The sequence below is a fragment of the Clostridium sp. CM041 genome, assembly GCF_055081035.1.
Window position 1 is genome coordinate 1 of record NZ_CM143648.1, and the last position, 23850, is coordinate 23850.

Sequence of the window (23850 nt, forward strand, 5' to 3'; positions counted from 1 at the left end):
ATAATTTTTAGGGAGAGAGGATTATGACAAGTTATTTAATAAGTGATAATGTGGATACTTTTGTAGGGATGAAAATGGCAGGAATAGAAGGCATTGTTCTTCATGAAAAAGAAAAAATATTAGAAAAAATAAAAGAATTAAAAAAAAATGAGGGAATAGGAATAATAATAATAACAGAGAAAATTGCTCTTTTAATACCAGACGAGGTAAGCGTCATAAAATTGTCAAGAAAAAGACCCCTTTTAGTGGAAATCCCAGATAGGCACGGCTGGAACCGTGATAGTGACACTATATTAAGATACGTTAAAGAGGCTATAGGGATTAAAATATGATAATTATACAAGTATAATAGGAGCGTAAGAATTCGCAGGAGGGTTAGTTATGACCACAATTGAAGATAAGATAAATTTATTTTCCAAGATAATATATGACAAGGTAAATAAAGAAAAAGAAGAAAAATTAGAAACATTCAGTTTCGAGGCTGAAAAAAAAATCAATATAGAAAAAGAAAAGATTGAAGAGCTTAGACGGAACATACAAAGGGAAGTTACAAAAAAAACTAATATTAAAGCAAATGGAATAGTAGCAAAAGAAAGGCTTAATAAGCAAAGAGAAGTGTTGTTTCTTAAGGATAATTTGATTATTGATGCTCTAGAAAATGTTCAGGTAAAGCTTGTACAATTTGTTAGTTGTGAGGAATATAAACCGTATTTCATAAGTAACCTTAAAAAGACTTTAAATGCGATGGATAAAGGAAACTACTATATTATAGTACTAAAAAGGGATTACGAAAAATTCAAAAGTGAAATTGGACTTATACTAAAGGAGTACAGTGATGATAATTTTGAAGTAAAAATTTCAGAAGAAGACTTTATAGGCGGACATATACTAAAAGATTTTGAAGGAACATTTATTATAAATAATAGTATATATGCTGCATTACAAGATAGTAAAGAAAGAATTGGTGTTAGGGTTATGGAAATGCTGGCCTAAAAAGGGGAGGAATAACATGGAAGGAAACATAATCGGAGTAAATGGTCCAGTTATAAAAGCTGAACACATGAAGGGTTTCAAAATGAGAGAAATGGTTATGGTAGGAGCAAGGAAGCTCATAGGTGAAATAATAATAATAGAAGAAGACTTTGCAACTATTCAGGTTTATGAAGAAACTAGCGGGATTAAGATAGGTGAACCTGTAATTTCTACTGGGAGTCCTCTTTCTCTTAAATTAGGGCCAGGAATACTCGGAAATATATTTGATGGAATTGAGAGGCCACTAGAAAAGATAAATGAAATGTCTTATGGATTTTTACCAGAGGGTATAGGGCTCATTTCTCTTGATGAAGAAAAACTTTGGGATGTAGACATTATCGTAAAGCCTTACGATGAATTAAAAGAAGGACAAATATACGCAAACGTTCAAGAAACTGCTTCTATTATGCATAAGATAATGGTTCCGCCAGGGGTTTTTGGAACTGTAACCTGGGCATGCGAAAATGGAAAATACAATATAGAAACCACAGTAGTTAAATTAAAGCAAGGCGAAAAAGATTATGAACTTAAACTTTATCAATATTGGCCTTGCAGAACGCCAAGACCGGTAAAAGATAAAAAAACTATTTTTAAACCACTTATCACGGGCCAAAGAATAATAGATATATTCTTCCCTTTGGCTAAAGGAGGAACTTGCGCTATCCCTGGGGGGTTCGGTACTGGAAAGACTATAACCCAACATCAGCTTGCAAAGTGGTCTGATGCAGATATTATAGTGTACATTGGTTGCGGAGAAAGAGGAAATGAAATGACAGAAGTTCTAGAAGAGTTCCCGAAACTTATAGATCCTAGAACGGATTTACCGCTTATGAATAGGACTGTGCTTATAGCTAATACATCAAACATGCCCGTAGCTGCAAGAGAAGCAAGTATTTATACAGGAATAACTATAGCGGAATATTTTAGGGATATGGGATATCACGTTGCTATAATGGCAGATTCTACTTCGAGATGGGCAGAAGCCTTACGTGAAATCTCTGGAAGACTTGAAGAGATGCCTGCTGAGGAAGGTTATCCAGCCTATCTCCCATCAAGAATTGCAGAGTTTTATGAAAGAGCGGGTTATGTAGAAAACTTAAATAATACAGAGGGTTCTGTTACTGTAATTGGGGCAGTGTCGCCTGCGGGAGGAGACTTCTCAGAGCCTGTTACTCAAAATACTAAAAGATTTGTTTCTGTTTTTTTAGGACTTGATAAAAAATTAGCTTATGCAAGGCACTATCCAGCAATAAACTGGTTAGCAAGTTATAGTGGCTATTTATCACTTTTAAAGGAATGGTATGAGGAAAACGTGGCGGGAGACGTAATGGACTTAAGAGCAAAGATGCTTAAGCTTTTATATGAAGAAAATAAGCTTTTGGAGATAGTTAAATTGGTAGGTGAAGATGTGCTGCCGGACGCGCAAAGGTTGATTATAGAGGTTTCCAAATGCCTTAAAATCGCGTTTTTGCAACAAAATGCATATAATGCTGTAGATACTTATGCACCTTTAAACAAACAATATAAAATGCTTAAAGTTATAGAATCATTTTATGATAATGCAAGCAGAGCTGTGAAATTTGGAATACCAATTTCTGTTATAATAAACAAAGAATTAACGGAAAAGCTTTATAAAATGAAATACAATGTACCCAATGATGAACTTTCGATAATAGATGATTTAGAAAGTGAATTAGTGAATTATTTTGATGGAATTATAGAAAAATATAGATAATGATTATTATCTACATTATAGAGACTAGCAGGGAGGTCCAATATGAAAAAAGAATATTTAATGTTAAATAAAATTCAAGGGCCTTTAATTATACTTTCCAGTGTTGAAGATGTAGCATATGATGAAATCGTTGATATAGTAGTGGATGGAAAGTATAACAAAAAAGGAAAGGTTGTTCAAATTTATAAAGACAAGGCTATAATACAAGTTTTTGAAACAACAACTGGTATGTCTGTCAACAATACATCAGTTCATTTTAGAGGGGAATCTTTTAAAATAGCCCTTACAAAGGATATATTGGGAAGAGAATTTAACGGGATAGGCGATCCAAGAGATAATGGTGGCGAAGTTTATTCTTCAAAAAAATACGATATAAATGGAAGGCCCATGAATCCTGTAGCTAGAAAATACCCTAGAAACTATATACAAACAGGAATATCATCTATAGACTGTCTTGCTACATTAATAAGAGGGCAAAAGCTTCCTATATTTTCTGGAAATGGTATGGCGCATAATGAACTGGCAGCACAAATTGTAAGGCAAGCAAAAATCTCTGATGAGGCTTATGAAAAATTTTGTATAGTATTTGGAGCTATGGGCATAAAGTATGATGATTCTAACTTCTTTAAGAAGAGTTTTGAAGAAGCGGGAGTGCTTGAAAAGGTGGTTATGTTTACAAATCTAGCAGACGATCCTATTGTAGAGAGAATAATAACTCCAAGATGTGCATTGACTGCTGCAGAATACTTAGCATTTGAAGAGGACATGCATGTACTTGTAATACTTACAGATATGACTAATTATTGTGAAGCATTAAGAGAACTTTCTTCCTTAAAAGAAGAAGTTCCAAGTAGAAAAGGTTATCCAGGATATTTATATTCGGATCTAGCGTCACTGTATGAGAGGGCTGGAATGATGAAGGGGAGAAAGGGTAGTATAACACAAATACCAATACTCACTATGCCTAATGACGACATAACTCATCCGGTACCAGATCTTACAGGGTTCATAACCGAAGGGCAAATTGTTTTAAGTCGCGGAATAGAGCAAAGAGGCTATTATCCGCCAGTAAACATCCTTCCTTCCCTGTCGAGACTTATGAAAGATGGCATTGGCGAAGGCTTTACAAGGGAAGATCATGGAGATGTATCAAATCAAATATTTGCAGCCTACTCTAGGGTGCAGGATGTAATAGCACTAGCTCAAGTTATAGGAGAAGATGAGCTTTCGGAAATAGATAAGATATATATGGATTTTGGTAGGGCATTTGAAGAAAAGTTTTTAAAACAGGAATATGATGAAAATAGAGATATGACAGAAACTTTAGATTTAGCTTGGGAAGTTCTTAGCATATTGCCGAGTAATGAGTTGGATAGGGTTTCACCTAAGATTTTAGAAAAATATTATAAAATAGTGGTGGAGTAATATGGAAACATTTGCACCAACTAAATCTACATTAATGGCTGCTAAAAACTCCTTGGATTTTTCTGAAAAAGGCTTTGAACTATTAGATAAAAAGAGAAATGTACTTATAAGAGAAATGATGTCTTATGTATCTAAGGCGCGCGAACTTCAAGATGAGGTAAATATAACTTTTTCAAAGGCATATAAAGCGCTAGAATCTGCAAATATAAATTCAGGAATAATAGAAATAGAAGATGTAGCTATGACCATAGGTGAAGCTAAAGACTATAAAATTTTATTTAAAAGTGTTATGGGTGTAGAAGTTCCTAAAATTCTTTTTGAAAGAAAAGAAATAGAGCCTAAGTATGGGTTTTATAGAAGTAGTGCGGCTATTGATGAGTCTATGAAACAGTTTAACAATGTGAAATATTTAACCTATGAGCTGGCAGAAGTAGAAAATGCTGTCTACAGATTAGCCATGGAAATAAAAAAAACTCAAAAGAGAGCAAATGCACTTCAAAATATACAAATCCCTAAATTTGAGGAAATGGTCAAATTTGTTACAGAAGTTTTAGAAGAAAAAGAAAGAGAAGACTTTTTTAGACTTAAAGTAGTAAAAAAGAAACATAGAAAGGAGGATTAGATAATCTTCTGCGAAGGTGAATGTCGTTAGAAGTTGAATAATAATATTAATAAAAGAATATTCAAATTATTCAAAATGTGTTATAATGACATTAGAATAGGAGGATAAAAAAGAAAAATTATAGCTAGATTTAAATTTTACGAAGAAATGTTAATGTTAAGGAAGTTTTAAAAAAATTACTGTTTAGTTTCAAATAATATATGTCAAATATATAATTATGAACAAAATTTTAAATAAATAATAAGAGGTGGAGTATGGAAGAATATAGGGGTTACGTAATAGAAGTTGTAGAAAACAATGAGAAAGAATATCCATATAAAGCAATAGCAATAAAAGAAGAACAGGAAATAAAACATAAGGGGCATAGTAAACTGCAAGCCATCGATTTTGTTAAGGGAACAATTAATTTAACAATAGCCCGAAATGCTAGTCAATAAATATACAGTATTTTAAAAAGTATTAAAAAAAACATTGCATATTAACAAAATATATGTTATTCTTAACGAGTTGGGATTGCAAAATCAACAACAACAAGATATTTGATATGATTAAAACATTACCTTTTTAGGCATATAAAGTAAATCAGATCTTAAATCTTAATATAATTAAAAAGGAGAAATGTTTAAATGGCTGATAAGACTATAGTATGTAAAGATTGTTCACAAGAATTCGTATTCACTGAGGGTGAACAGGAATTTTATAAAGAAAAAGGATTCGAAAATGAACCACAAAGATGTCCTGATTGTAGAAGAGCTAAAAAACAACAAAACAATAGAGGATTTCAAAGATAGTATTATCTAAGAAAAATTACCTATAGGAATTAATTCCTATAGGTTTTGTTTTGTAGAAAATTATTGCATAATTTTAAAAAGAATATGGTATAGTATATAGAAGATAATGCATATGCCTTATTATAAGTACCTAGGTAAAGGAGCGATTTGAATATGAAAAACATAAAATTAAGTAAAGCTAATTTAAATAAAATTAGAATAAATAATGTTATAATTGCCAAAACACAACATATTCATGGGGGAACCTATGAAGGAGGAAGAGTTGATGGTAAGAAACATGGCGAGGGCACTTTTAGTTATAGCGATGGAAGTAAATATGTAGGCCTTTGGAAAAATGATCAAATGCATGGCCAAGGTACACTGGCTTTTTCAGGTGGAGAAAAATATATAGGAGAGTGGAGTAATGATGAGAAGCATGGATATGGAATATATACATGGCCTGATGGTGAAAAATACATAGGATTTTGGGAAAATGGTGAAAAATGTGGTCAAGGCATTTGTACATGGCCAGATGGAGACACATATATAGGTGACTTAAAGAATGGACTTAGGCATGGAGAAGGAATTCATACTTGGGCCCAGGGAGAAAAATATATAGGGCAGTGGCAAAATGATGAAAGAGAAGGGCAAGGAATGTATATTTATTCAGATGGAGAAATTGAAATTGGAGAGTCTAAAAATAACAAATTAATAAGGTAAAGTGATTGTAAAATAACAGATAAAAAATTCTGTTATTTTTTTATCGTTAATGACATTTCGGCTTGGAAGATGATTTAAGTGGAACCTTTTTGGAATAAGCATAATATTATATAGCAACAAAAGAAGCATTAATGGTAGAAACTTAGGAAAAATGATTTTAAACAAAAATATTTGCCTTCGGAGAGGGGGGGAATATATATGTGTTGTTGGTGGATAATATTATTATTACTAGCTGATGATTGTGGCAGGAATGATTGTGACAGAGATGATTGTTGTTGCAATACTGTTATTATAAATTGCAATAAGAGACATCATAGAAGAAACCGTAATAGATGTGATTTCTAAAATTGTTATAAGGGTTTTGAATGTTAGTATATAAAAAAACTAAATTAAGAATTTGAAATTACGAAGACTTTAGATATTTATTCTAAGGTCTTCTATTTTATTATTAAAAAGTATATTTATACTATACTAATCTATTCAAATAAATAAGAACAAGCTGATTAATATGAATATTTATTGGATAAAATAAAGGGTATGGAGGTGTGAAAATGCTTGAAAGTATATTTTTAGTAATGCTTAAATTATAAGGAAACAAAAAAATATGGAACAAATTTATATGTTCTTTTAATAGATAAATTTTCAAGTAGAATAGTTTATTATGGTTAGACCTTTAGTGTATTATGCAATAACAATATTGATGGGATGCCTTACTTGTTTGATTTTAATAAATAATCCTATTTTAGGTGCAGTTATAGCAGCATCCTTTTTAGCTATAATGTTTTTTACTATAGATAAAAAATTTTTTTATATAGTAGTTTGCTTTTTTATTGTAGGAAGTATAAATTATTATTCTTATTTTAATACTAATCTACCAAGTAAACAAAAGTTAAAAGTGAGGATTTCAGAAAAAAGTACATATTATTGCACTGCGAAATATGATAATAAGAAAATTGTTTTGGAAGGAGATATCTTTGAATTAACGCAGGGAAGAAGTGTTTGGATAAATGGTAATTTTAGGAAAGTAGCGGTGTATGAAAGAGGCATCGTTGGAACATATACAGTTAAAAATTATAAAATTTGTAATGAAGATTTAATATCGAAAATTGAAAGTTTTAGAAGAGGCTTATATGAAAAGTTTTCAGAAGTATTAGGAAAAGAAAAATCTGCTTTAGTTATGGCAGTATGTTTTGGAGACAGTGGGTACATAGAAAAAACGCAAAAAGAAGATTTTAAAAAATTAGGTATCAGTCATGTTATAAGTGTATCAGGACTACATATGTCAATAGTATATAAATCTTTAGAAATTATTATGGGTTATAAAATAGCTTTATTATTTTCTTTTGGATATATGATATTTACGGGAGGTCAAGCCTCTACAATAAGAGCATTTATAATGATTTTTATATTGAAAATATCAAGTATGGTTTATAAAAAATATGATAGCTTATCTTCTCTTAGCCTAGCGGCAATTATACTATTAATAATTAGACCTTTTTATATTCTTGATATAGGATTTATGCTCTCATTTCTTTGTGTTCTAGGAATTATAGTATATAATAAGAAAATGAAAAAGGTGCTATACAAATTACCATCTACTTTAAACGAATCTTTTAGTTTAAGTCTAAGTTCCCAAATATTTTCTATGCCCTATGCAATTGGAGCCCTTAAAACTTTTAGTTTAGGATTTCTTTTTAGTAACTTATTGTTATTGCCATTCTATACGATAGTTGTGGTGCTGGGGAATATGGGTTTAGTACTAAGCCCAATTTATCAATTGTTCAATTTAGTAAACTACGGACTATATACTGTTTTAATGATTATAGAATTTATTCAAAAAATATTAAGTATATTATTACCAGAAATAATTTACTTCTCTTATATAGAGAGTTTAGTTGTATTTGGACTATATCTGTGCTATGTTGGAATTAAAAAAGGATATGGGCAATTTAAGTATGTTCCAATCTGCATTGTTTTTATTTTTGCTTTTCAAAATTATAAGGTTTTTCCTGAGATTAGCTATATAAATATAAATAAGAATGATATAGTTTTAATACAATATAAAAAAACTACAATTGCGGTGACCACAGGCAATATTAATGTGAAGGAGTTAAAAGTGCCTGTGAAGGTAGATAAAGTTTTTAAGGGTTACACGGGAGAGTCAACTATCAGACTTTCACAGAGATATGAAGTTAGGCTAATTGGTAACGGTAATAAATTAGATGTACAAGTGTGTTTTGTGAAAAACACAAATATAAAACCCGATAGGGAGGTATTTAATGATAGTGCATCATCTAATAATATCGGTGAAGAAATTATACCGTTTAAATATATTGTAAAGCTAAAAAAGGACGAAACATATACATTGCCAGGTACAATAATAAATAAATATGTAATTATAGGAAATAAAACATTAAAATTTTCACAGGGGTTGGAGGAAATATTTTGATTAACTTTACAGAGCTTGAGAAAAAAATCAAGAAACATGAACTAGATAATTGTTATATATTTTGTGGATCGGATGAAAAACTAATAAAAAATCATGTTGAATTTATAACCGATAATGTATTAAGTAAGGATTTCATGGATTTAAATTATTCGAAATTTGATGGTAGCAAAATTGATTTTGAGACAATTGTTGACGCTTGTGAAACCATGCCATTTATGAGTGATAAAAAGGTTGTGGTTGTATACAGGGCTTCATTTTTAGATGATAGTGGTGGAAGTAAAAATTCGGGAGATATAAAAAGTAAAAATTTCGCTATACTAAGCGAATATTTGAAAAACCCTTCACCACATTGCATTTTAGTCATATATTATGTGTTTTCAAGTGACAGAGAAAAACCAAGCAATAAAATAAAAAAACTAGATAAAAAATCATGTGTCATAAAAGTTGATAAATTAAGGGGGGAATCGCTTCAAAAAAAGTGCAAGAATTTATTTGAAAATGCTGGAACGAAAATTGGGAGATCAGAACTTACTTTATTCTGTGGCCAGGTAGACAATAATATGGATATAATATTAAATGAAATAGAGAAATTAGTTTCATTTACGCAGGGAAGAGAAATTACTAAAGAAGATATTTTGGAGATGATGCCTCAAAAGAGTGAAAATGATATTTTTAATTTAGTTGATTATTTGTCTCAGAAAAATATTAAGAAAGCTCTAGACGTTTTAAATGAACTTATATACAAAGGAGAGAAGATACCACTTATCTTATTTATGCTAGGACGACAATTCAATCTTTTATTTAATCTTAAATTAGGCATTGATAGCGGGAAAACAAAAGAAATATTGGCGAGTGAATTAAAGCTTCATCCGTATATTTGTGAAAAAATGATCTCGCAGAGTATGAAGTTTACAATAAAGGCACTAAAGAGAAATATTGAACTATGTGTCGATACAGAAAAAATCTTAAAAAGTGCGTCTACTGATGATAAGCTTAATATTGAAGTTTTTATGATAAAAACTGTTATGTAACATTATAGCTTCGTAGATAACGATTTATTATCATTTCTAAGACTGTCTACTTTTGAATTGTTACTCCTTTAAATATCTTTTACAAAAAAAACAAAAAACCGGTGTAAATCACCGGTTTTTTTATTATGCAGTTAAACTTAAAGCGTTTAATTTAGCTGCTAGTCTAGATTTTCTTCTTGCTGCCTTGTTTATGTGAAGTATTCCTTTTGTTACAGCCATATCTAAAGCTTTAACCACGCTTGCATATGTAACTTTAGCTTCTTCAACATTGCCAGTAACGACAGCTGTCTCAAATTTCTTTACCTTAGTTTTTAAAGCAGATTTAATCATTGTGTTTCTTTGTGTTTTAACTTCAGTAACTCTAATTCTTTTTTTTGCTGATTGAATATTTGCCATTTATTTTCACCACCCTCGTATTTAATAACATGTCAACAGTCTTGGGTAAAACTGCATACGAATCTTTTTAATTATTCAACTGATATTATAGCATTAAAATTTAATCACTTCAAGTGTAATTTAATCTATATATATAATTTTTAATATAAGGCACATTTTAAATAAATGAAAAGCTTAAAAAAAAATTTGAAGGGATAGGAAAGGGCTATTAGGAAAAGCTAATATTAAAAATATAGTTGAGGTGAAATTATGATAAGTGTAAGAACAGATTTAGCGGTTGAAGCTAAAGAAATATACAAAGCAGAAAACAATGGTGAGATGCCAGGTGTTGATGTAGAAGAGTATAACGAGGGCGATATTAAAATTACTAATGTAAAAATAGTAAGTGATATTGGCGAAGAAATGATGGGAAAACCAAAAGGTACATATATAACTATTGATATTCCGGAATTTGTTCACTATGATGGTGATGCAATGGACAGAGTAAGCATTGTAATGGGAGAGGTGCTCGCTCCGCTTATAAAATTAGAGGATAGCATGACAGCGCTCGTGGTTGGACTCGGTAATTGGAATGTTACTCCTGACGCTGTAGGACCAAAAGTTATTTCAAAAATAATGGTGACTAGGCATTTAAAACAATTAGTGCCCGACTCTATAGATGAAGGTATAAGGCCAGTATGTGCCATATCCCCTGGAGTACTAGGAATAACCGGTATGGAAACTGGTGAAATAATCCGGGGCATAGTGGAGAAAATCAAACCTAATTTAGTTATTTGCATTGATGCATTGGCTTCTAGAAAAATGGATAGGGTAAACAGAACTATACAAATAGGGACTACTGGGATTTCTCCAGGAGCTGGAATTGGGAATCGGAGGATGGAAATAAGTGAAAAAATCTTAGGAGTGCCAGTTATTGCTATTGGGATTCCAACAGTAGTTGATGCGGCAACACTAGCGAATGATACCATTGATTTAGTACTTGATGAAATGATTAAATCCGCAAATGAAGGCAAAGAATTTTATAATATGCTTAAGTCAATTGATAAGGTAGAAAAGCAAAAGATGATTGCTGAAATATTAAATCCATATGTTGGTAACCTTGTAGTTACACCAAAAGAAATTGATATGGTTATAAATTCAGTTTCTAAAATTATTGCAAATGGTATTAATATAGCCTTGCAACCAGCATTAGACTTAGAGGACATAAATAAGTATTTGAACTAGTAATAACTTGATATATTCCCTCATATATATTGTATAAGCGGGGGGGATAAAGATGAGTTACAAAGGTATAGAAATTAAAGGTAAATATAAGAATATGATAAGTGAAAAAATGAATTTTTCAAAATATGCTATTAAAAAAAATAGTAATGTGAGAATATTTTTGTGTGCTTTCATATTACTCATTATTTTTTTATTAAGCCTGATTTTACCTAAAAGTGCTAAGGCGGACAATGAAGGAAAATATAGAAATTACTTTTATGTTAATGTTATTAATAATTCATTAGCAGTAATTAAGTCCTCAAACACAGAGCAGCAGTATACTAACAGTGAAAATAGCATGAAACTTTCAGCATTATCATTTTTAGGAGTAGATATTTTAAACCCTATATCTATAATAGTGAAAGAAGTTGCATTTTTGGATAATAATGACGCTAGTGCTGATGTAAGTAATTCAAAATTTAGTCCTGATCCCTTTAAATTAGAAGATAAACAGGTAAGTAAGTCGGAAGCGGAAGCTAAAGATTCTAATCTGGTAGCGCCCCTTGATAATCCTGATTTGAAAAAAGCTTTAAATAATGCAAAGCCTAGAGTGCTTATATACCATTCTCATACCTGTGAAGCTTATCGCACATCAGATAATGATAGATCTAAAATTGATTGTAGTTTAGATCAAACAAGAAATGTTTGCACTGTAGGAGATGTAATAAAAGATGAACTAGAAAAAAAATATGGAATTGCAGTTATACATGATAAAACTGTGCATGATAAAGGAGATTATAATAGTTCATACAAAAAATCTGGAGTTACATTAGACAGGTATTTAAAGGAATATAAAAAATTCGATTTAATTATAGATTTACATAGAGATAGTGTACCCAATAAGAATGCAGTAACTACTAAAATAAATGGGCAAAATGTAGCTAGATATATGTTTGTAGTGACAGATGGAAACCCTAGATATTCAAAACAGAAGAAATTAATAAATTCCATGATAGGAATATCAAATAAATTATACCCAAATCTTATAAGAGGCAATGAAATCCATGTTTATCATCGTGGAATTAGGTTTTATAATCAAGATAGAAGTGATAATGCTATGCTAATTGAAGTAGGCGCAGAGAGTAATACTGTCCAGGAGGTAAAAAATACTGGTAAGTATCTATCAAGAATAATGGCAGAACAATTAAATAGAAAAAAATGAATAATTTATTTTAAAAAGTGCATCCTTACTAAAGAGAAGATAATAATTAATAATTATATTCTCTTTAAGGCAATTGTAAGGAGGCACTTTTTATGCTTAAAAAGGGTAGAATTAAATATTTTCTTGTGATTTTTATTTCTTTTTCTATCTTAATTTATGGATTCGTCAAAGTTAATATTAACAAGACAGAACTTGTGAGAAATAAGTCGAAATTTACAATGGACTTAAAATTAAAACCTGTCGATTTTAGAATAGAGACTAAGGACTATGGTTTTTATGTGAATAATAAAATATTTGATAACATGAAAAAAAAATGCATTAGTACATACAATGGTATTTTTTCAAAATAATATAAAAATACATATATTAAGCGGAGTAAAGTATAATGTAGAATCATAATACGCTTACAAAACTAGAGATATTTATGATATAATTTAATTTATAAAACTAATATGCTTTAGGATAAAGTATGTTTATGTTAAACTAAAGCAAATGATTTGATTCATATAGAATAACGGGGGTACAAATTAATGCCGAGTAATAGACAAAAATACATAAGAAACTTTTCGATAGTTGCACATATTGATCACGGCAAGTCTACTCTTGCAGATAGATTATTAGAAAAGACAGGCACTTTAACTAAAAGGGAAATGGAAGAACAAGTACTTGATAATATGGACCTCGAAAGAGAAAGAGGTATTACTATTAAATCTCAACCAGCAAGGCTTGTTTACAAAAGGGAGAATGGAGAAGAATACATATTCAATCTTATAGATACTCCGGGACATGTAGATTTTAACTATGAGGTTTCAAGGAGCTTAGCTGCTTGTGAAGGTGCTGTGCTTGTAGTAGATGCATCGCAAGGGATTCAAGCTCAGACTTTAGCAAATTGCTACCTTGCTCTGGACAACGACCTAGATATTGCACCAGTTATTAACAAAATAGATCTTCCTAGTGCAAGGCCAAGCGAGATAATTCAGGAAATTGAGGACGTAATAGGTATTGAAGCACTTGATGCTCCTCTAATCTCTGCGAAAACCGGGCTTAATGTAGAAGATGTTCTAGAAGCTGTAGTAAAAAAGATTTCACCTCCTAGTGGAGATGAAGAAGCACCACTTAAAGCTTTAATTTTTGATTCATCATATGATAGTTACAAAGGTGTTGTATGTTATGTAAGAATTAAAGATGGAATTGTTAAAGCAGGAACAAAGATTAAACTAATGAATACTAATAAAATATACGATGTAGTAGAAGTTGGAGTTTTTGTTCCAAATTATCTGCCCGTACCGCAGTTAAGTGCCGGGGATGTTGGATATATAACAGCATCTATAAAAAATGTTAGGGATGCACGAGTTGGGGATACAATAACAGAAGCGTCTAGACCAGCGTCTAAGCCACTTAAGGGATATAAACCAGCAGTGCCTATGGTGTTTAGTGGTATTTACCCGGTAGATGGTGCTAGATATGGAGAATTAAAAGAGGCACTAGAAAGACTTCAGTTAAATGATGCAGCGCTAGGATTTGAACCAGAGACATCTATTGCTTTAGGATTCGGATTTAGATGTGGATTCTTAGGCCTTCTTCATATGGAGATAATACAAGAAAGAATAGAAAGAGAATTTAATATAGAAATCATCACGACAGCTCCATCAGTTATATATAAAGTAATGAAAACTAGTGGAGAATTAATAGAAATAACAAATCCTACAAATCTTCCAGAACCAACGGAAATTAGTTATATGGAAGAGCCAGTAGTTAAAGCGTCTATAATAACACCATCAGAATATTTAGGATCAGTTATGGAGTTGTGCCAAGAAAAAAGAGGCGTATATATTGATATGAAATATATAGAAACCACTAGAGTAGTGCTCAATTATGACATGCCTCTTAATGAAATAGTATACGACTTTTTCGATGCCTTAAAATCAAGAACAAAAGGATATGCATCTTTTGATTATGAATTTAAGGATTATACCACGACTCAGCTCGTAAAACTAGATATTTTACTTAAAGGAGATAAAGTAGATGCTCTGTCTATGATTGTTCCGGAGGAAAGAGCTTATCATAGAGGAAGAATTATGGCTGAAAAACTAAAAGAGCTTATACCAAGACAAATGTTTGAAATACCAATACAAGCATCTATAAACTCAAAGGTAATAGCAAGAGAAACTGTAAAGGCACTTAGAAAAGATGTTTTAGCTAAATGTTACGGTGGAGATATTTCAAGAAAGAAGAAATTATTATCGAAACAAAAAGAAGGTAAAAAGAGAATGAGACAAGTGGGAAGTGTAGAAGTTCCACAAGAAGCATTTATGGCTATACTTAAAGTAGATTAGGAATAAAGTGAGGCTTAAACTATGAAGAATGTTGCGTTGTATATACATATCCCTTTTTGCAAGCAGAAGTGTTTATATTGTGATTTTCCGTCATTTGCAGGTAAAGAGGAGTGTATGCTTGATTATGCCGCAGCTCTAGCAAAAGAAATAAATAGTATAAGAGATAAAAAAATAAAAACTATATTTATAGGTGGGGGAACTCCCACCTATTTATCTTTAGCGGGCTGGGAAATGATTGGGAAAAGTATTGATAGATTGGATATGTGTGACGATTTAGAGTTTACGGTGGAAGGAAACCCCGGAACATTTACAGGGGAAATATTAAACTTTTTAAAAAAAATAGGAGTAAATAGGATCAGCATTGGACTTCAAGCCTTTCAAGATTCTTTGCTTAAAAAGCTGGGTAGAATCCATACTATTGAAGATTTTAAACAAAGCTTTCAAATGGCTAGAAATCTAGGTTTTGATAATATCAATGTAGATTTAATGTTTGGACTTCCGTCTCAAACGATTAAGCAGTGGATGGAGACTTTAGAGAATGTAACTAACCTTAATCCAGAACACTTATCTTGCTATAGTCTAATAGTGGAAGAGGGAACGGCTTTTTATAAAGGGCTTGAAGAAGGCACATTAAAGCTTCCGGATGAGGAAATAGAACGAACTATGTACGCACAGACAATAGAATATTTAAGAGAAAAAGGGTATATACAATATGAAATTTCAAATTTTGCAAAAATCAATAAGTCATGTAGACACAATTTAGTATATTGGGAAATGGGCGAATATATAGGATGCGGCGCTTCCTCTCATTCATATAGGGATGGGTTTAGGTATAAAAATGAAGAAAATATAGAAAAATATATTAAGAAAATAAATGTTGATTGTTGTGCAATAGTAGAAAAAATAAAGAATTCATTTAAAGATGATATGGAAGAGTTTATGTTTATGGGTCTTAGAAAGAATGTAGGCATAAGCAAAAGTGAATTTAGGAAAAGATTTGACAAAGATATAGATAGTGTTTATAGGGAAGTAATAAATAAATATGTAAGTAATGGATTCATGGAAGAAAATGATAACAATATTTTTTTAACTTATGAAGGTATTGAAATATCGAATGTGATTATGGCAGAATTTCTTCTATAAATACATTGCCATAAATTTCTGTCTAAATATATTAATATTATATCACCACGAAAATCAAAGGAAAGCGTAGTATGCTTAATTTAAACCGATATAACCAACATATAGTGGCTGAATTAAAAAATTAAGGTTATTGACAAATACATTAGCAAATGATATTTTTAATACATACTCGTTAGCACTCAACTGTAGTGAGTGCTAATAAAAGAGGTGATATTATGGAAATGGATGAAAGAAAAATTAAAATACTTCAGGCTATAATTACAGATTATATAAATAATGGTGAGCCTGTTGGATCCAGAACCATAGCTAAAAAGTACGATTTAGGTATTAGTCCAGCTACTATAAGAAATGAAATGTCAGACCTCGAAGAGCTGGGATATATAGAACAGTTGCATACATCATCTGGTAGAAAACCATCAGATAAGGGTTATAGATTATATGTTGATAGACTTATGGAACTTACGAAATTATCCAATGAGGAAGAATATATGATCAAAAATCACCTTATTAATGCTGCTTTATATGAGGTTGATAAAATTGTTAAGCAAGCAACACAAATGCTTTCTCTTCTTACAAATCTTACATCTATAGTTAAGGCACCATCTGTTCAAAAGAGCTGTATAAAATATATTCAGCTAATGAATCTAGATGCTGAGAGTATTTTGTTTGTAATTATTACAGACAGTGGTATCATCAAAAATAATGTTATTAAGATTAGAAAACCTATTGGTAGTGATAGCATTGCAAAACTTAACAATATGCTTAATTTTAGATTGAGAAAGCTTACAATTGAGCAAATAAATTTAGAAGTTATTAATAATTTAAAAAGAGATTTAGCATTTTATCAAGAAATTTTTGATGGAATTATTCCAGCTCTATATGATAGTTTGTCTGGTGTTGAGACTTCAGAAGTATATATTCAGGGTGCTGCAAATATATTTAACTACCCAGAATATAACAATATTACTAAAGCTCGTGAGTTCTTAGTTTTAGTAGACAATAAAGAGAGTATAAATAGTTTACTAGGAGTAGGGGACATTACAGGTAATATTACAATTAAAATTGGTGAAGAAAATTTTGTTGAATGTGCTCGCGAATGCAGCATTATAACAGCTGTTTATAGCGCGTCCGGAATACCGCTCGGATCTATTGGAGTTATAGGACCAACAAGAATACCTTATGGAAAAGTTATATCTGTACTAACTGGGATAGTTAAAGAATTAAATGATAATATAGCTCAAATTTATGATGACCATAGATAAATTTTAAAATTAAAAGATTTACTTTGAGCCAGAAATGGAGGGATGATTTAGTGAATACAAATAATCAGGAAATTTTAAAAGAAGATTTAAAAGAAGAAAACACATCAATACCTAATAATGGGGCTTCAAGCTCAGTTGATGAAGCTGGCGAAAGTCAAAGCACTATGGAAGAGACAGAGGGTTCTATAGAGGAAACTGCAGAAGAAGCTGAAATAGTAGAAGAAGTTGAAGAACTTTTAGAAAGTGAAAAAGATATGAAAAAAAATAAGAAAAAATTAGAAGAAGAAAACATTAAATTACAGAGTGAGCTAGATGATTTTAAAGATAAATATTTAAGGACATCTGCTGAATATGAGAACTTTAGAAAAAGAACAGTAAAAGAGAAACATGGTATATACACAGATGCTTGCGCCGATGTTTTAAAAGAGGTTTTGCCAGTACTTGATAACTTAGAAAGAGCACTTTCTGTTGAAGGAACTGGGGAAGATCTAAGAGTCGGTGTGGATATGACAGTAAGACAATTTAATGATGCCTTTACTAAATTAGGGGTAGAAGAATTAGTCTCAGAAGGTGAATTTGACCCAAATCTTCATAATGCAGTAATGCATGTTGAAGATGAACAATATGGAACTAATGAAATAGTAGAAGTATTCCAAAAAGGTTATAAAAAAGATAACAAGGTATTAAGGCATAGTATGGTTAAAGTTGCAAATTAAAGATTTGTATTATAAAAAAATATTATAATAAAATATAAGAATTATAACAATTATAATTGTTATGGTCTAAAAGGAATATGAGGAGGAAATAATAATGGGAAAAATTATAGGAATAGATTTAGGTACAACAAACTCATGTGTAGCAGTTATGGAGGGTGGAGAACCCGTAGTAATTTCTAATTCAGAGGGTGCAAGAACTACACCATCTGTAGTTTCATTCCAAGCTAATGGAGAAAGATTAGTAGGTCAAGTAGCAAAGAGGCAAGCAATTACAAACCCAGACAAAACAATAATGTCAATTAAAAGAGAAATGGGTTCCAATCATAAAGTAGATATTGATGGAAAATCACATACACCACAAGAAATTTCGGCGTATATTTTACAAAAAATAAAAGCTGATGCTGAGGCTTATTTAGGAGAAACAGTTACAGAAGCTGTAATAACTGTACCTGCTTATTTCAATGATAGCCAAAGACAAGCAACAAAAGACGCAGGAAAAATAGCTGGACTTGAAGTTAAAAGAATAATAAATGAGCCAACAGCGGCAGCTCTAGCTTATGGTTTAGATAAAATGGATGTTAACCAAAAAATATTAGTATATGATTTAGGTGGCGGTACATTTGATGTATCTATATTAGAACTTGGTGATGGTTTATTTGAAGTAAAATCAACTAATGGTAACACTAAACTTGGTGGAGATGACTTTGACGAAAAGGTTATGAATCACATAGCCGACACTTTTAAAGCTGATAATGGAATAGATTTAAGAAATGATAAAATGGCACTTCAAAGATTAAAAGAAGCTGCTGAAAAAGCTAAAATTGAATTATCATCATCAATGCAAACAAATGTTAATCTACCATTTATTACTGCAGATGCAACAGGTCCAAAGCATATAGATATAAATTTAACAAGAGCTAAGTTTAATGAGTTAACTCACGATTTAGTAAATGCTACAATAGAACCAATGAAAAAAGCACTTGCAGATGCAGGGTTATCACTTAATGAAATAGATAAAATCGTACTTGTAGGTGGTTCAACAAGAACACCAGCAGTTCAAGAAGCGGTTAAAAACTTTACTGGAAAAGATCCTTCAAAGGGAGTAAACCCAGATGAATGTGTAGCACTCGGTGCAGCAGTTCAAGCGGGAGTATTAAGTGGGGAAGTTAAAGATGTTTTACTTCTTGACGTAACTCCATTAACACTAGGAATTGAAACTCTAGGTGGAATAGCTACTCCTTTAATTGAAAGAAATACTACAATCCCAGCTAAAAAGAGTCAAGTATTCTCAACAGCTGCAGATGGTCAAACATCAGTTGAAATTAATATTGTTCAAGGTGAGAGACAAATGGCTGCAGGTAACAAGACTTTAGGAAGAGTTACTCTTTCAGGAATTGCTGCAGCACCAAGAGGAATTCCACAAATAGAGGTTACTTTTGATATAGATGCTAACGGTATAGTTAATGTATCAGCTAAAGATAAAGGAACAGGAAAAGAAGCTAAGATAACAATTACAGCATCAACTAATTTAAGTGATGATGAAATTGATAAAGCAGTAAAAGAAGCAGAAAAATTTGCAGAAGAAGACAAAACTAGAAAAGAAGAAATTGAAGTTAAGAACAATGCAGAACAGTTAGTATACCAAACTGAAAAAAGCTTAACTGAGCTTGGAGATAAAGTAACAGAAGATGATAAAAAAGATATTGATGCTAAATTAGAAGCTCTTAAAAAAGTTAAAGACGGAGAAGATATAGAAGCTATTAAGAAATCTACTGAAGAATTAACTGAGGCTTTCTATGCAGTAACTACAAAAATATATCAAGCAGAAGCTGAAAAAGAGCAAGGAGCAAACCCAGGCGAAACTAACGCAGATGGAAATGCTCATCAAGATGACAATGTAGTGGATGCTGACTTTAAAGTAGAAGAAGATGAAAAAAAAGAAGATAAATAATTAGTAAAATCAATTAAAGAAAGGGATGGGTAACTACCCTTCCCTTTCTTTAATGTACCAGATCCGCAGGAGATGGGTATGTAAAGAAATATTAGCAATATGCATAGAAAAACTATATAATAGTGATGGTTAAATTATTTTAAGGATTACTTTATATTAGAGATTAGTTTATAATATAGAAGTATATATATTTTAGGTGGTGAAAAGCTAGATGTCAAAAAAAGATTATTATGAAACTCTTGGCATAGAAAGAGGTGCCAGTGAGGAAGAAGTTAAGAAAGCTTTTAAAAAAGGTGCATTAAAGTATCATCCAGATAGAAATCCAGATAATAAAGCGGCGGAAGACAAATTCAAAGAAATGAATGAAGCATACCAAGTTTTATCTGATTCAGAGAAAAGATCAAGATATGATCAATATGGTACAGCTGATGCAAATGGAGCAGGCTTTGAGGGTAGCTCTGATTTTTCAGGATTTGGTGGTTTTGGAGATATATTTGGCGACATATTTGGAGGTGGAGGATTCTCTTCAAGAAATCAGAATGGACCTAAAAAAGGTGCAGATTTAGAATATAATCTAAACCTGCATTTTGAAGAGGCTGTTTTTGGGGTAGAAAAAGAGATATCCATTACAAGAAATGAAAAATGTGGCGATTGCAGTGGTAGTGGTGCTAAAGCCGGTACTTCGCCTAAAACATGTGATAAATGTGGGGGAGCTGGGCAGATAAAAGTACAGAGAAACACTGCCTTTGGAAGTTTTGCTAGCATGAGCACTTGTGATAAGTGTGGTGGCAAGGGTCAAATGATCTCTGAACCATGTAAAACTTGTCATGGTTCTGGGAAACAGAGAAAAAATAAAAAAATTAAAATTGATGTTCCGGGTGGAGTTGATACTGGAAATGTTATGCCTCTAAGAGGTCAAGGGGAACAGGGTGAAAAGGGCGGCCCATCAGGAGATTTATATATAAATATTAGAGTAGCTCCTCATAAAAGTTTTAAGAGGAATGGAACTGATATTCATATAGAATCTCATATAAGCTTTGGGTATGCAGCTATGGGAACTGAAATTAAAGTGCCAACCGTTGATGGAGACGTTAAATACAAAGTACCAGGAGGAACACAATCTGGGACTGTATTTAGACTTAAGGGTAAGGGAATACCTAGAGTAAACGGACATGGAAGAGGCGATCAATACGTAAAGGTTATTGTTGATATTCCAAAAGCTATAAATGATAAGCAAAAGGAAGCTTTAAAATTGTTTATGGAAGCTAGTGGCGAGAATGTAGATTTTTTTGAAGAAAATAAAAAGTCTATTGTAGATAAAATATTTGGCAAATAATAATAAAAAACTCCGTTTTGTAAAACGGAGTTTTTTATTATAAATAAGGAGATTAATAATGAATAAAGATTGGATTGAAGTAACTATAATAACAAGTAGTGAGGCTGTTGAAGCTGTATCTGCAATGCTATACAATACGGGAGTCGAAGGGGTCTCTATTTTAGATCCTTTAGATTTGATTTTTAGACGGGATCATACTACAGATTGGGACTATTTTGATGAAACTATTATAGATACAAAGAGTGGTGTTGTAATTAAGGGATACTATAAAAAGGATGAAAAATTCCAAAAGCACTTAGAAGATATTAAAGCAGGGGTAAATAATTTGCCAAAGTGTGGATTAGACAAAGGTGTTGGATCTGTAACGGCAGAAAAAGTAAATGAAGAAGACTGGGAAAATAACTGGAAAAAGTATTATAAGCCAATAAAGGTAGGGGAAAAGATAGTTATAAAGCCTATATGGGAAGAATACAATAAAAATACTGATGAAATAATTGTGGAACTAGATCCAGGTATGGCTTTTGGAACTGGATCTCATGAGACTACTAGAATGTGTATAAAGGCACTTGAGAGGCACGTGGACGCTAACTCAACAGTTTTTGATATAGGAACAGGTTCTGGAATATTAGCTATTGCTGCGGCTAAGCTTGGGGCTAAGAAAGTCATAGGAGTTGATTTAGATCCAGTAGCAGTAGACTCTGCAAAACAAAATGTTAGCTACAATGATATAGGTAATATTGAAATATTATACGGAGACTTAATGGAAGTTGTTAAAGGAAAAGCGAATATAGTTATAGCTAATATAATGGCTGATATAATTATATTTTTGACGCAGCAAGTTAAGGCGTTTATTGTAGAAGGTGGATATTTTATATCTTCAGGGATAATTTTAAGTAAAAAAGATGATGTAATAAATAAGTTAACTGAGTGTGGCTTTAAAATTGAAGAAATAAATATAGAGGGTGAATGGGTTTGCATAGTTGCAAAGTTATAGCAAAATAAGGTGCATGAAAATAGAACAGTGTATTTATTTGAATGTACCAAGGCTTAAGGAGAATAAATAATGCATAAATTTTTTGTATCAAAAAATAGTATAGATGGAAACAATGCTGTTATTGATGGTGAGGATGTAAAACATATATATAAGGTATTAAGGCTTCAAATCGGGGATAAGGTAAGTGTTAATAACTGTGAAGGTAAAGAATATGTAGGTGAAATAACCTTAATAGATAAAAAAGCAGTAAATATAAATTTATTAGAAGAAAATTCTATAAATAATGAAAGTCCTATTGAAGTATACTTATTTCAAGGTATGCCTAAATCAACAAAAATGGATTTAATAGTTCAAAAAAATACGGAACTTGGGGTTAAAGCAATAACACCTATAATTACAGAGAGAGTAGTAGTTAAAACTGATCTTAAGGAGTTTAAAAAGGTGGATAGATGGAATAGGATAGCACTTGAAGCCTGCAAGCAGTGCAAGAGAAGTCTGGTGCCTCAAATTAATGTTCCTATAGAGTTTGACAACTTATTACAAGAACTAAAGTACATGGATTTAGTAGTGGTTCCCTATGAAAATGAAGAAGGTTATGGTATAAAAAAATTAGTAGAAAATATAGAGAAGATACATATTAATAAAGTTGCTATTGTAATAGGGCCAGAGGGTGGATTTGAAGAAAGTGAAATATTAAAACTTAAAGAAATAGGAGCAAGGATCGTTACTTTGGGACCGAGAATACTTAGAACTGAGACTGCAGGATTTACATGTTTAAGCCTTATAATGTATGAACTGGGAGACTTGGGAGGGAAGGTGTAATGAAAGTTAAATTGCTGCCTTAGGATGTACGGTAAATTAGTATGAATCAGAAACAATGATAGGAAGTGCAAGAATTATAAAATTTTTCAAGCAATAAATATATGTAGCAGGAGAAAAAAAAATTATGTTGAATACTATAATATAACTAAGGTTATGCAAGGAGGTGATTATGTGGAAGAGGAAGATTGTATTTTTTGTAAAATAGTAAAAAAGCAAATCCCTTGTGAAATGGTTTATGAAGATGAAAAAGTTATAGGATTCAAGGACATAAGCCCTGAGGCACCAGTACATGTTATAATTATTCCAAAGCAGCATATTGCTGACTTAAATTGCTTAAAACAAGAGGAATCAGAAATAATAGGTCATATATTTATTGTGGCAAAGAAAATTGTAAAAATTCTAGGAATTGCTGATAGTGGATATAGAATTGTAACAAATTGTGGAGAACAAGGGGGTCAAACCGTTCAACATATACATTTTCATTTGTTGGGTGGAAGGATGCTTAAGTGGCCACCTGGTTAGCATATAAGGTTTATTCAAACAAATAATGAGGTGTATTCTATTTTAATTTACAAAATGTTGAATTTTTAAAAATATTTTATATATAACAAAACAGCAATGAAAATGTTGACATAATGTAAAAGTGTGTTGTATAATAAAAAATGTGCTATTTAGGCCCCGCATT

The 23850-nt window shown here is 31.5% G+C and carries 24 protein-coding genes; 23 read left to right on the forward strand and 1 reads right to left on the reverse strand.

Annotated features, from left to right (window positions below; all coding sequences use genetic code 11):
* The first annotated feature begins 23 nt into the window (after nucleotides 1-23).
* The 11 genes from ACWJJT_RS00005 (at nucleotide 24) to holA (ending at nucleotide 9784) form a co-directional block, all read left to right on the forward strand.
* Nucleotides 24-332, forward strand: coding sequence for a V-type ATP synthase subunit F (locus ACWJJT_RS00005; RefSeq protein ID WP_462955552.1), 309 nt, complete (start codon nucleotides 24-26; stop codon nucleotides 330-332).
* Nucleotides 333-381: 49 nt separating this feature from the next.
* On the forward strand, nucleotides 382-993 hold the full coding sequence (locus ACWJJT_RS00010) for a V-type ATP synthase subunit E (protein ID WP_462955553.1): 612 nt from the start codon (nucleotides 382-384) through the stop codon (nucleotides 991-993).
* 16 nt (nucleotides 994-1009) lie between these two features.
* Nucleotides 1010-2767, forward strand: a complete 1758-nt coding sequence (locus ACWJJT_RS00015; protein ID WP_462955554.1) for a V-type ATP synthase subunit A — start codon at nucleotides 1010-1012, stop codon at nucleotides 2765-2767.
* A 42-nt stretch (nucleotides 2768-2809) separates the two neighbouring features.
* On the forward strand, nucleotides 2810-4192 hold the full coding sequence (locus ACWJJT_RS00020) for a V-type ATP synthase subunit B (RefSeq protein WP_462955555.1): 1383 nt from the start codon (nucleotides 2810-2812) through the stop codon (nucleotides 4190-4192).
* A 1-nt stretch (nucleotide 4193) separates the two neighbouring features.
* Nucleotides 4194-4814, forward strand: coding sequence for a V-type ATP synthase subunit D (locus ACWJJT_RS00025; protein WP_462955556.1), 621 nt, complete (start codon nucleotides 4194-4196; stop codon nucleotides 4812-4814).
* 254 nt (nucleotides 4815-5068) lie between these two features.
* Nucleotides 5069-5251, forward strand: a complete 183-nt coding sequence (locus tag ACWJJT_RS00030) for a hypothetical protein (protein WP_165413720.1) — start codon at nucleotides 5069-5071, stop codon at nucleotides 5249-5251.
* Between the two features lie 189 nt (nucleotides 5252-5440).
* Nucleotides 5441-5605: a zinc-ribbon domain-containing protein gene (locus ACWJJT_RS00035; protein WP_165413721.1), complete on the forward strand. Its 165-nt coding sequence runs from the start codon at nucleotides 5441-5443 to the stop codon at nucleotides 5603-5605.
* Between the two features lie 153 nt (nucleotides 5606-5758).
* On the forward strand, nucleotides 5759-6304 hold the full coding sequence (locus ACWJJT_RS00040; RefSeq protein WP_462955557.1) for an MORN repeat-containing protein: 546 nt from the start codon (nucleotides 5759-5761) through the stop codon (nucleotides 6302-6304).
* Between the two features lie 198 nt (nucleotides 6305-6502).
* A complete protein-coding gene (locus ACWJJT_RS00045) occupies nucleotides 6503-6649 on the forward strand; it encodes a hypothetical protein (RefSeq protein WP_462955558.1) in 147 nt (48 codons plus the stop codon).
* Nucleotides 6650-6965: 316 nt separating this feature from the next.
* Complete coding sequence (locus tag ACWJJT_RS00050; RefSeq protein ID WP_462955559.1) at nucleotides 6966-8753, forward strand: ComEC/Rec2 family competence protein; 1788 nt, start codon at nucleotides 6966-6968, stop codon at nucleotides 8751-8753.
* Nucleotides 8750-9784, forward strand: a complete 1035-nt coding sequence (gene holA, locus ACWJJT_RS00055) for a DNA polymerase III subunit delta (protein WP_462955560.1) — start codon at nucleotides 8750-8752, stop codon at nucleotides 9782-9784. Before ACWJJT_RS00050 ends, holA begins: the two co-directional genes overlap by 4 nt.
* A gap of 123 nt (nucleotides 9785-9907) precedes the next feature.
* Here holA and rpsT read toward each other — a convergent pair whose 3' ends face one another.
* Entirely contained in the window at nucleotides 9908-10180 is a 273-nt protein-coding gene (rpsT, locus tag ACWJJT_RS00060) for a 30S ribosomal protein S20 (RefSeq protein ID WP_462955561.1), read from the reverse strand.
* Nucleotides 10181-10429: 249 nt separating this feature from the next.
* Here rpsT and gpr point away from each other — a divergent pair, with 249 nt between their 5' ends.
* The 12 genes from gpr to ACWJJT_RS00120 all read left to right on the forward strand — a co-directional run bounded on the left by gpr (nucleotide 10430) and on the right by ACWJJT_RS00120 (nucleotide 23687).
* Nucleotides 10430-11404 (forward strand): GPR endopeptidase, encoded by a 975-nt coding sequence (gpr, locus tag ACWJJT_RS00065; protein WP_462955562.1) that lies wholly within the window; start codon nucleotides 10430-10432, stop codon nucleotides 11402-11404.
* 52 nt (nucleotides 11405-11456) lie between these two features.
* Nucleotides 11457-12605 carry a stage II sporulation protein P gene (locus ACWJJT_RS00070; RefSeq protein WP_462955563.1) on the forward strand — a complete coding sequence of 383 codons (1149 nt, stop codon included), beginning with the start codon at nucleotides 11457-11459 and terminating at the stop codon, nucleotides 12603-12605.
* A gap of 92 nt (nucleotides 12606-12697) precedes the next feature.
* Nucleotides 12698-12955: a hypothetical protein gene (locus ACWJJT_RS00075; RefSeq protein WP_462955564.1), complete on the forward strand. Its 258-nt coding sequence runs from the start codon at nucleotides 12698-12700 to the stop codon at nucleotides 12953-12955.
* A gap of 180 nt (nucleotides 12956-13135) precedes the next feature.
* Nucleotides 13136-14941 (forward strand): translation elongation factor 4, encoded by a 1806-nt coding sequence (lepA, locus tag ACWJJT_RS00080; protein WP_462955565.1) that lies wholly within the window; start codon nucleotides 13136-13138, stop codon nucleotides 14939-14941.
* Between the two features lie 21 nt (nucleotides 14942-14962).
* Nucleotides 14963-16084 (forward strand): radical SAM family heme chaperone HemW, encoded by a 1122-nt coding sequence (gene hemW / locus ACWJJT_RS00085; protein WP_462955566.1) that lies wholly within the window; start codon nucleotides 14963-14965, stop codon nucleotides 16082-16084.
* Between the two features lie 215 nt (nucleotides 16085-16299).
* Complete coding sequence (hrcA, locus tag ACWJJT_RS00090) at nucleotides 16300-17346, forward strand: heat-inducible transcriptional repressor HrcA (protein WP_216301796.1); 1047 nt, start codon at nucleotides 16300-16302, stop codon at nucleotides 17344-17346.
* Nucleotides 17347-17396: 50 nt separating this feature from the next.
* The gene (gene grpE / locus ACWJJT_RS00095; protein ID WP_268064116.1) at nucleotides 17397-18062 is read left to right on the forward strand and encodes a nucleotide exchange factor GrpE; all 666 of its coding nucleotides are present in this window, start codon (nucleotides 17397-17399) and stop codon (nucleotides 18060-18062) included.
* 94 nt (nucleotides 18063-18156) lie between these two features.
* A complete protein-coding gene (dnaK, locus tag ACWJJT_RS00100) occupies nucleotides 18157-20013 on the forward strand; it encodes a molecular chaperone DnaK (RefSeq protein ID WP_462955567.1) in 1857 nt (618 codons plus the stop codon).
* A 211-nt stretch (nucleotides 20014-20224) separates the two neighbouring features.
* Nucleotides 20225-21349 carry a molecular chaperone DnaJ gene (gene dnaJ, locus ACWJJT_RS00105; protein WP_216301798.1) on the forward strand — a complete coding sequence of 375 codons (1125 nt, stop codon included), beginning with the start codon at nucleotides 20225-20227 and terminating at the stop codon, nucleotides 21347-21349.
* Between the two features lie 58 nt (nucleotides 21350-21407).
* Nucleotides 21408-22343: a 50S ribosomal protein L11 methyltransferase gene (gene prmA / locus ACWJJT_RS00110; RefSeq protein ID WP_462955568.1), complete on the forward strand. Its 936-nt coding sequence runs from the start codon at nucleotides 21408-21410 to the stop codon at nucleotides 22341-22343.
* A 69-nt stretch (nucleotides 22344-22412) separates the two neighbouring features.
* Complete coding sequence (locus ACWJJT_RS00115; RefSeq protein ID WP_462955569.1) at nucleotides 22413-23165, forward strand: 16S rRNA (uracil(1498)-N(3))-methyltransferase; 753 nt, start codon at nucleotides 22413-22415, stop codon at nucleotides 23163-23165.
* Between the two features lie 171 nt (nucleotides 23166-23336).
* Nucleotides 23337-23687: a histidine triad nucleotide-binding protein gene (locus tag ACWJJT_RS00120; protein ID WP_462955570.1), complete on the forward strand. Its 351-nt coding sequence runs from the start codon at nucleotides 23337-23339 to the stop codon at nucleotides 23685-23687.
* The last annotated feature ends 163 nt before the right edge of the window (nucleotides 23688-23850 follow it).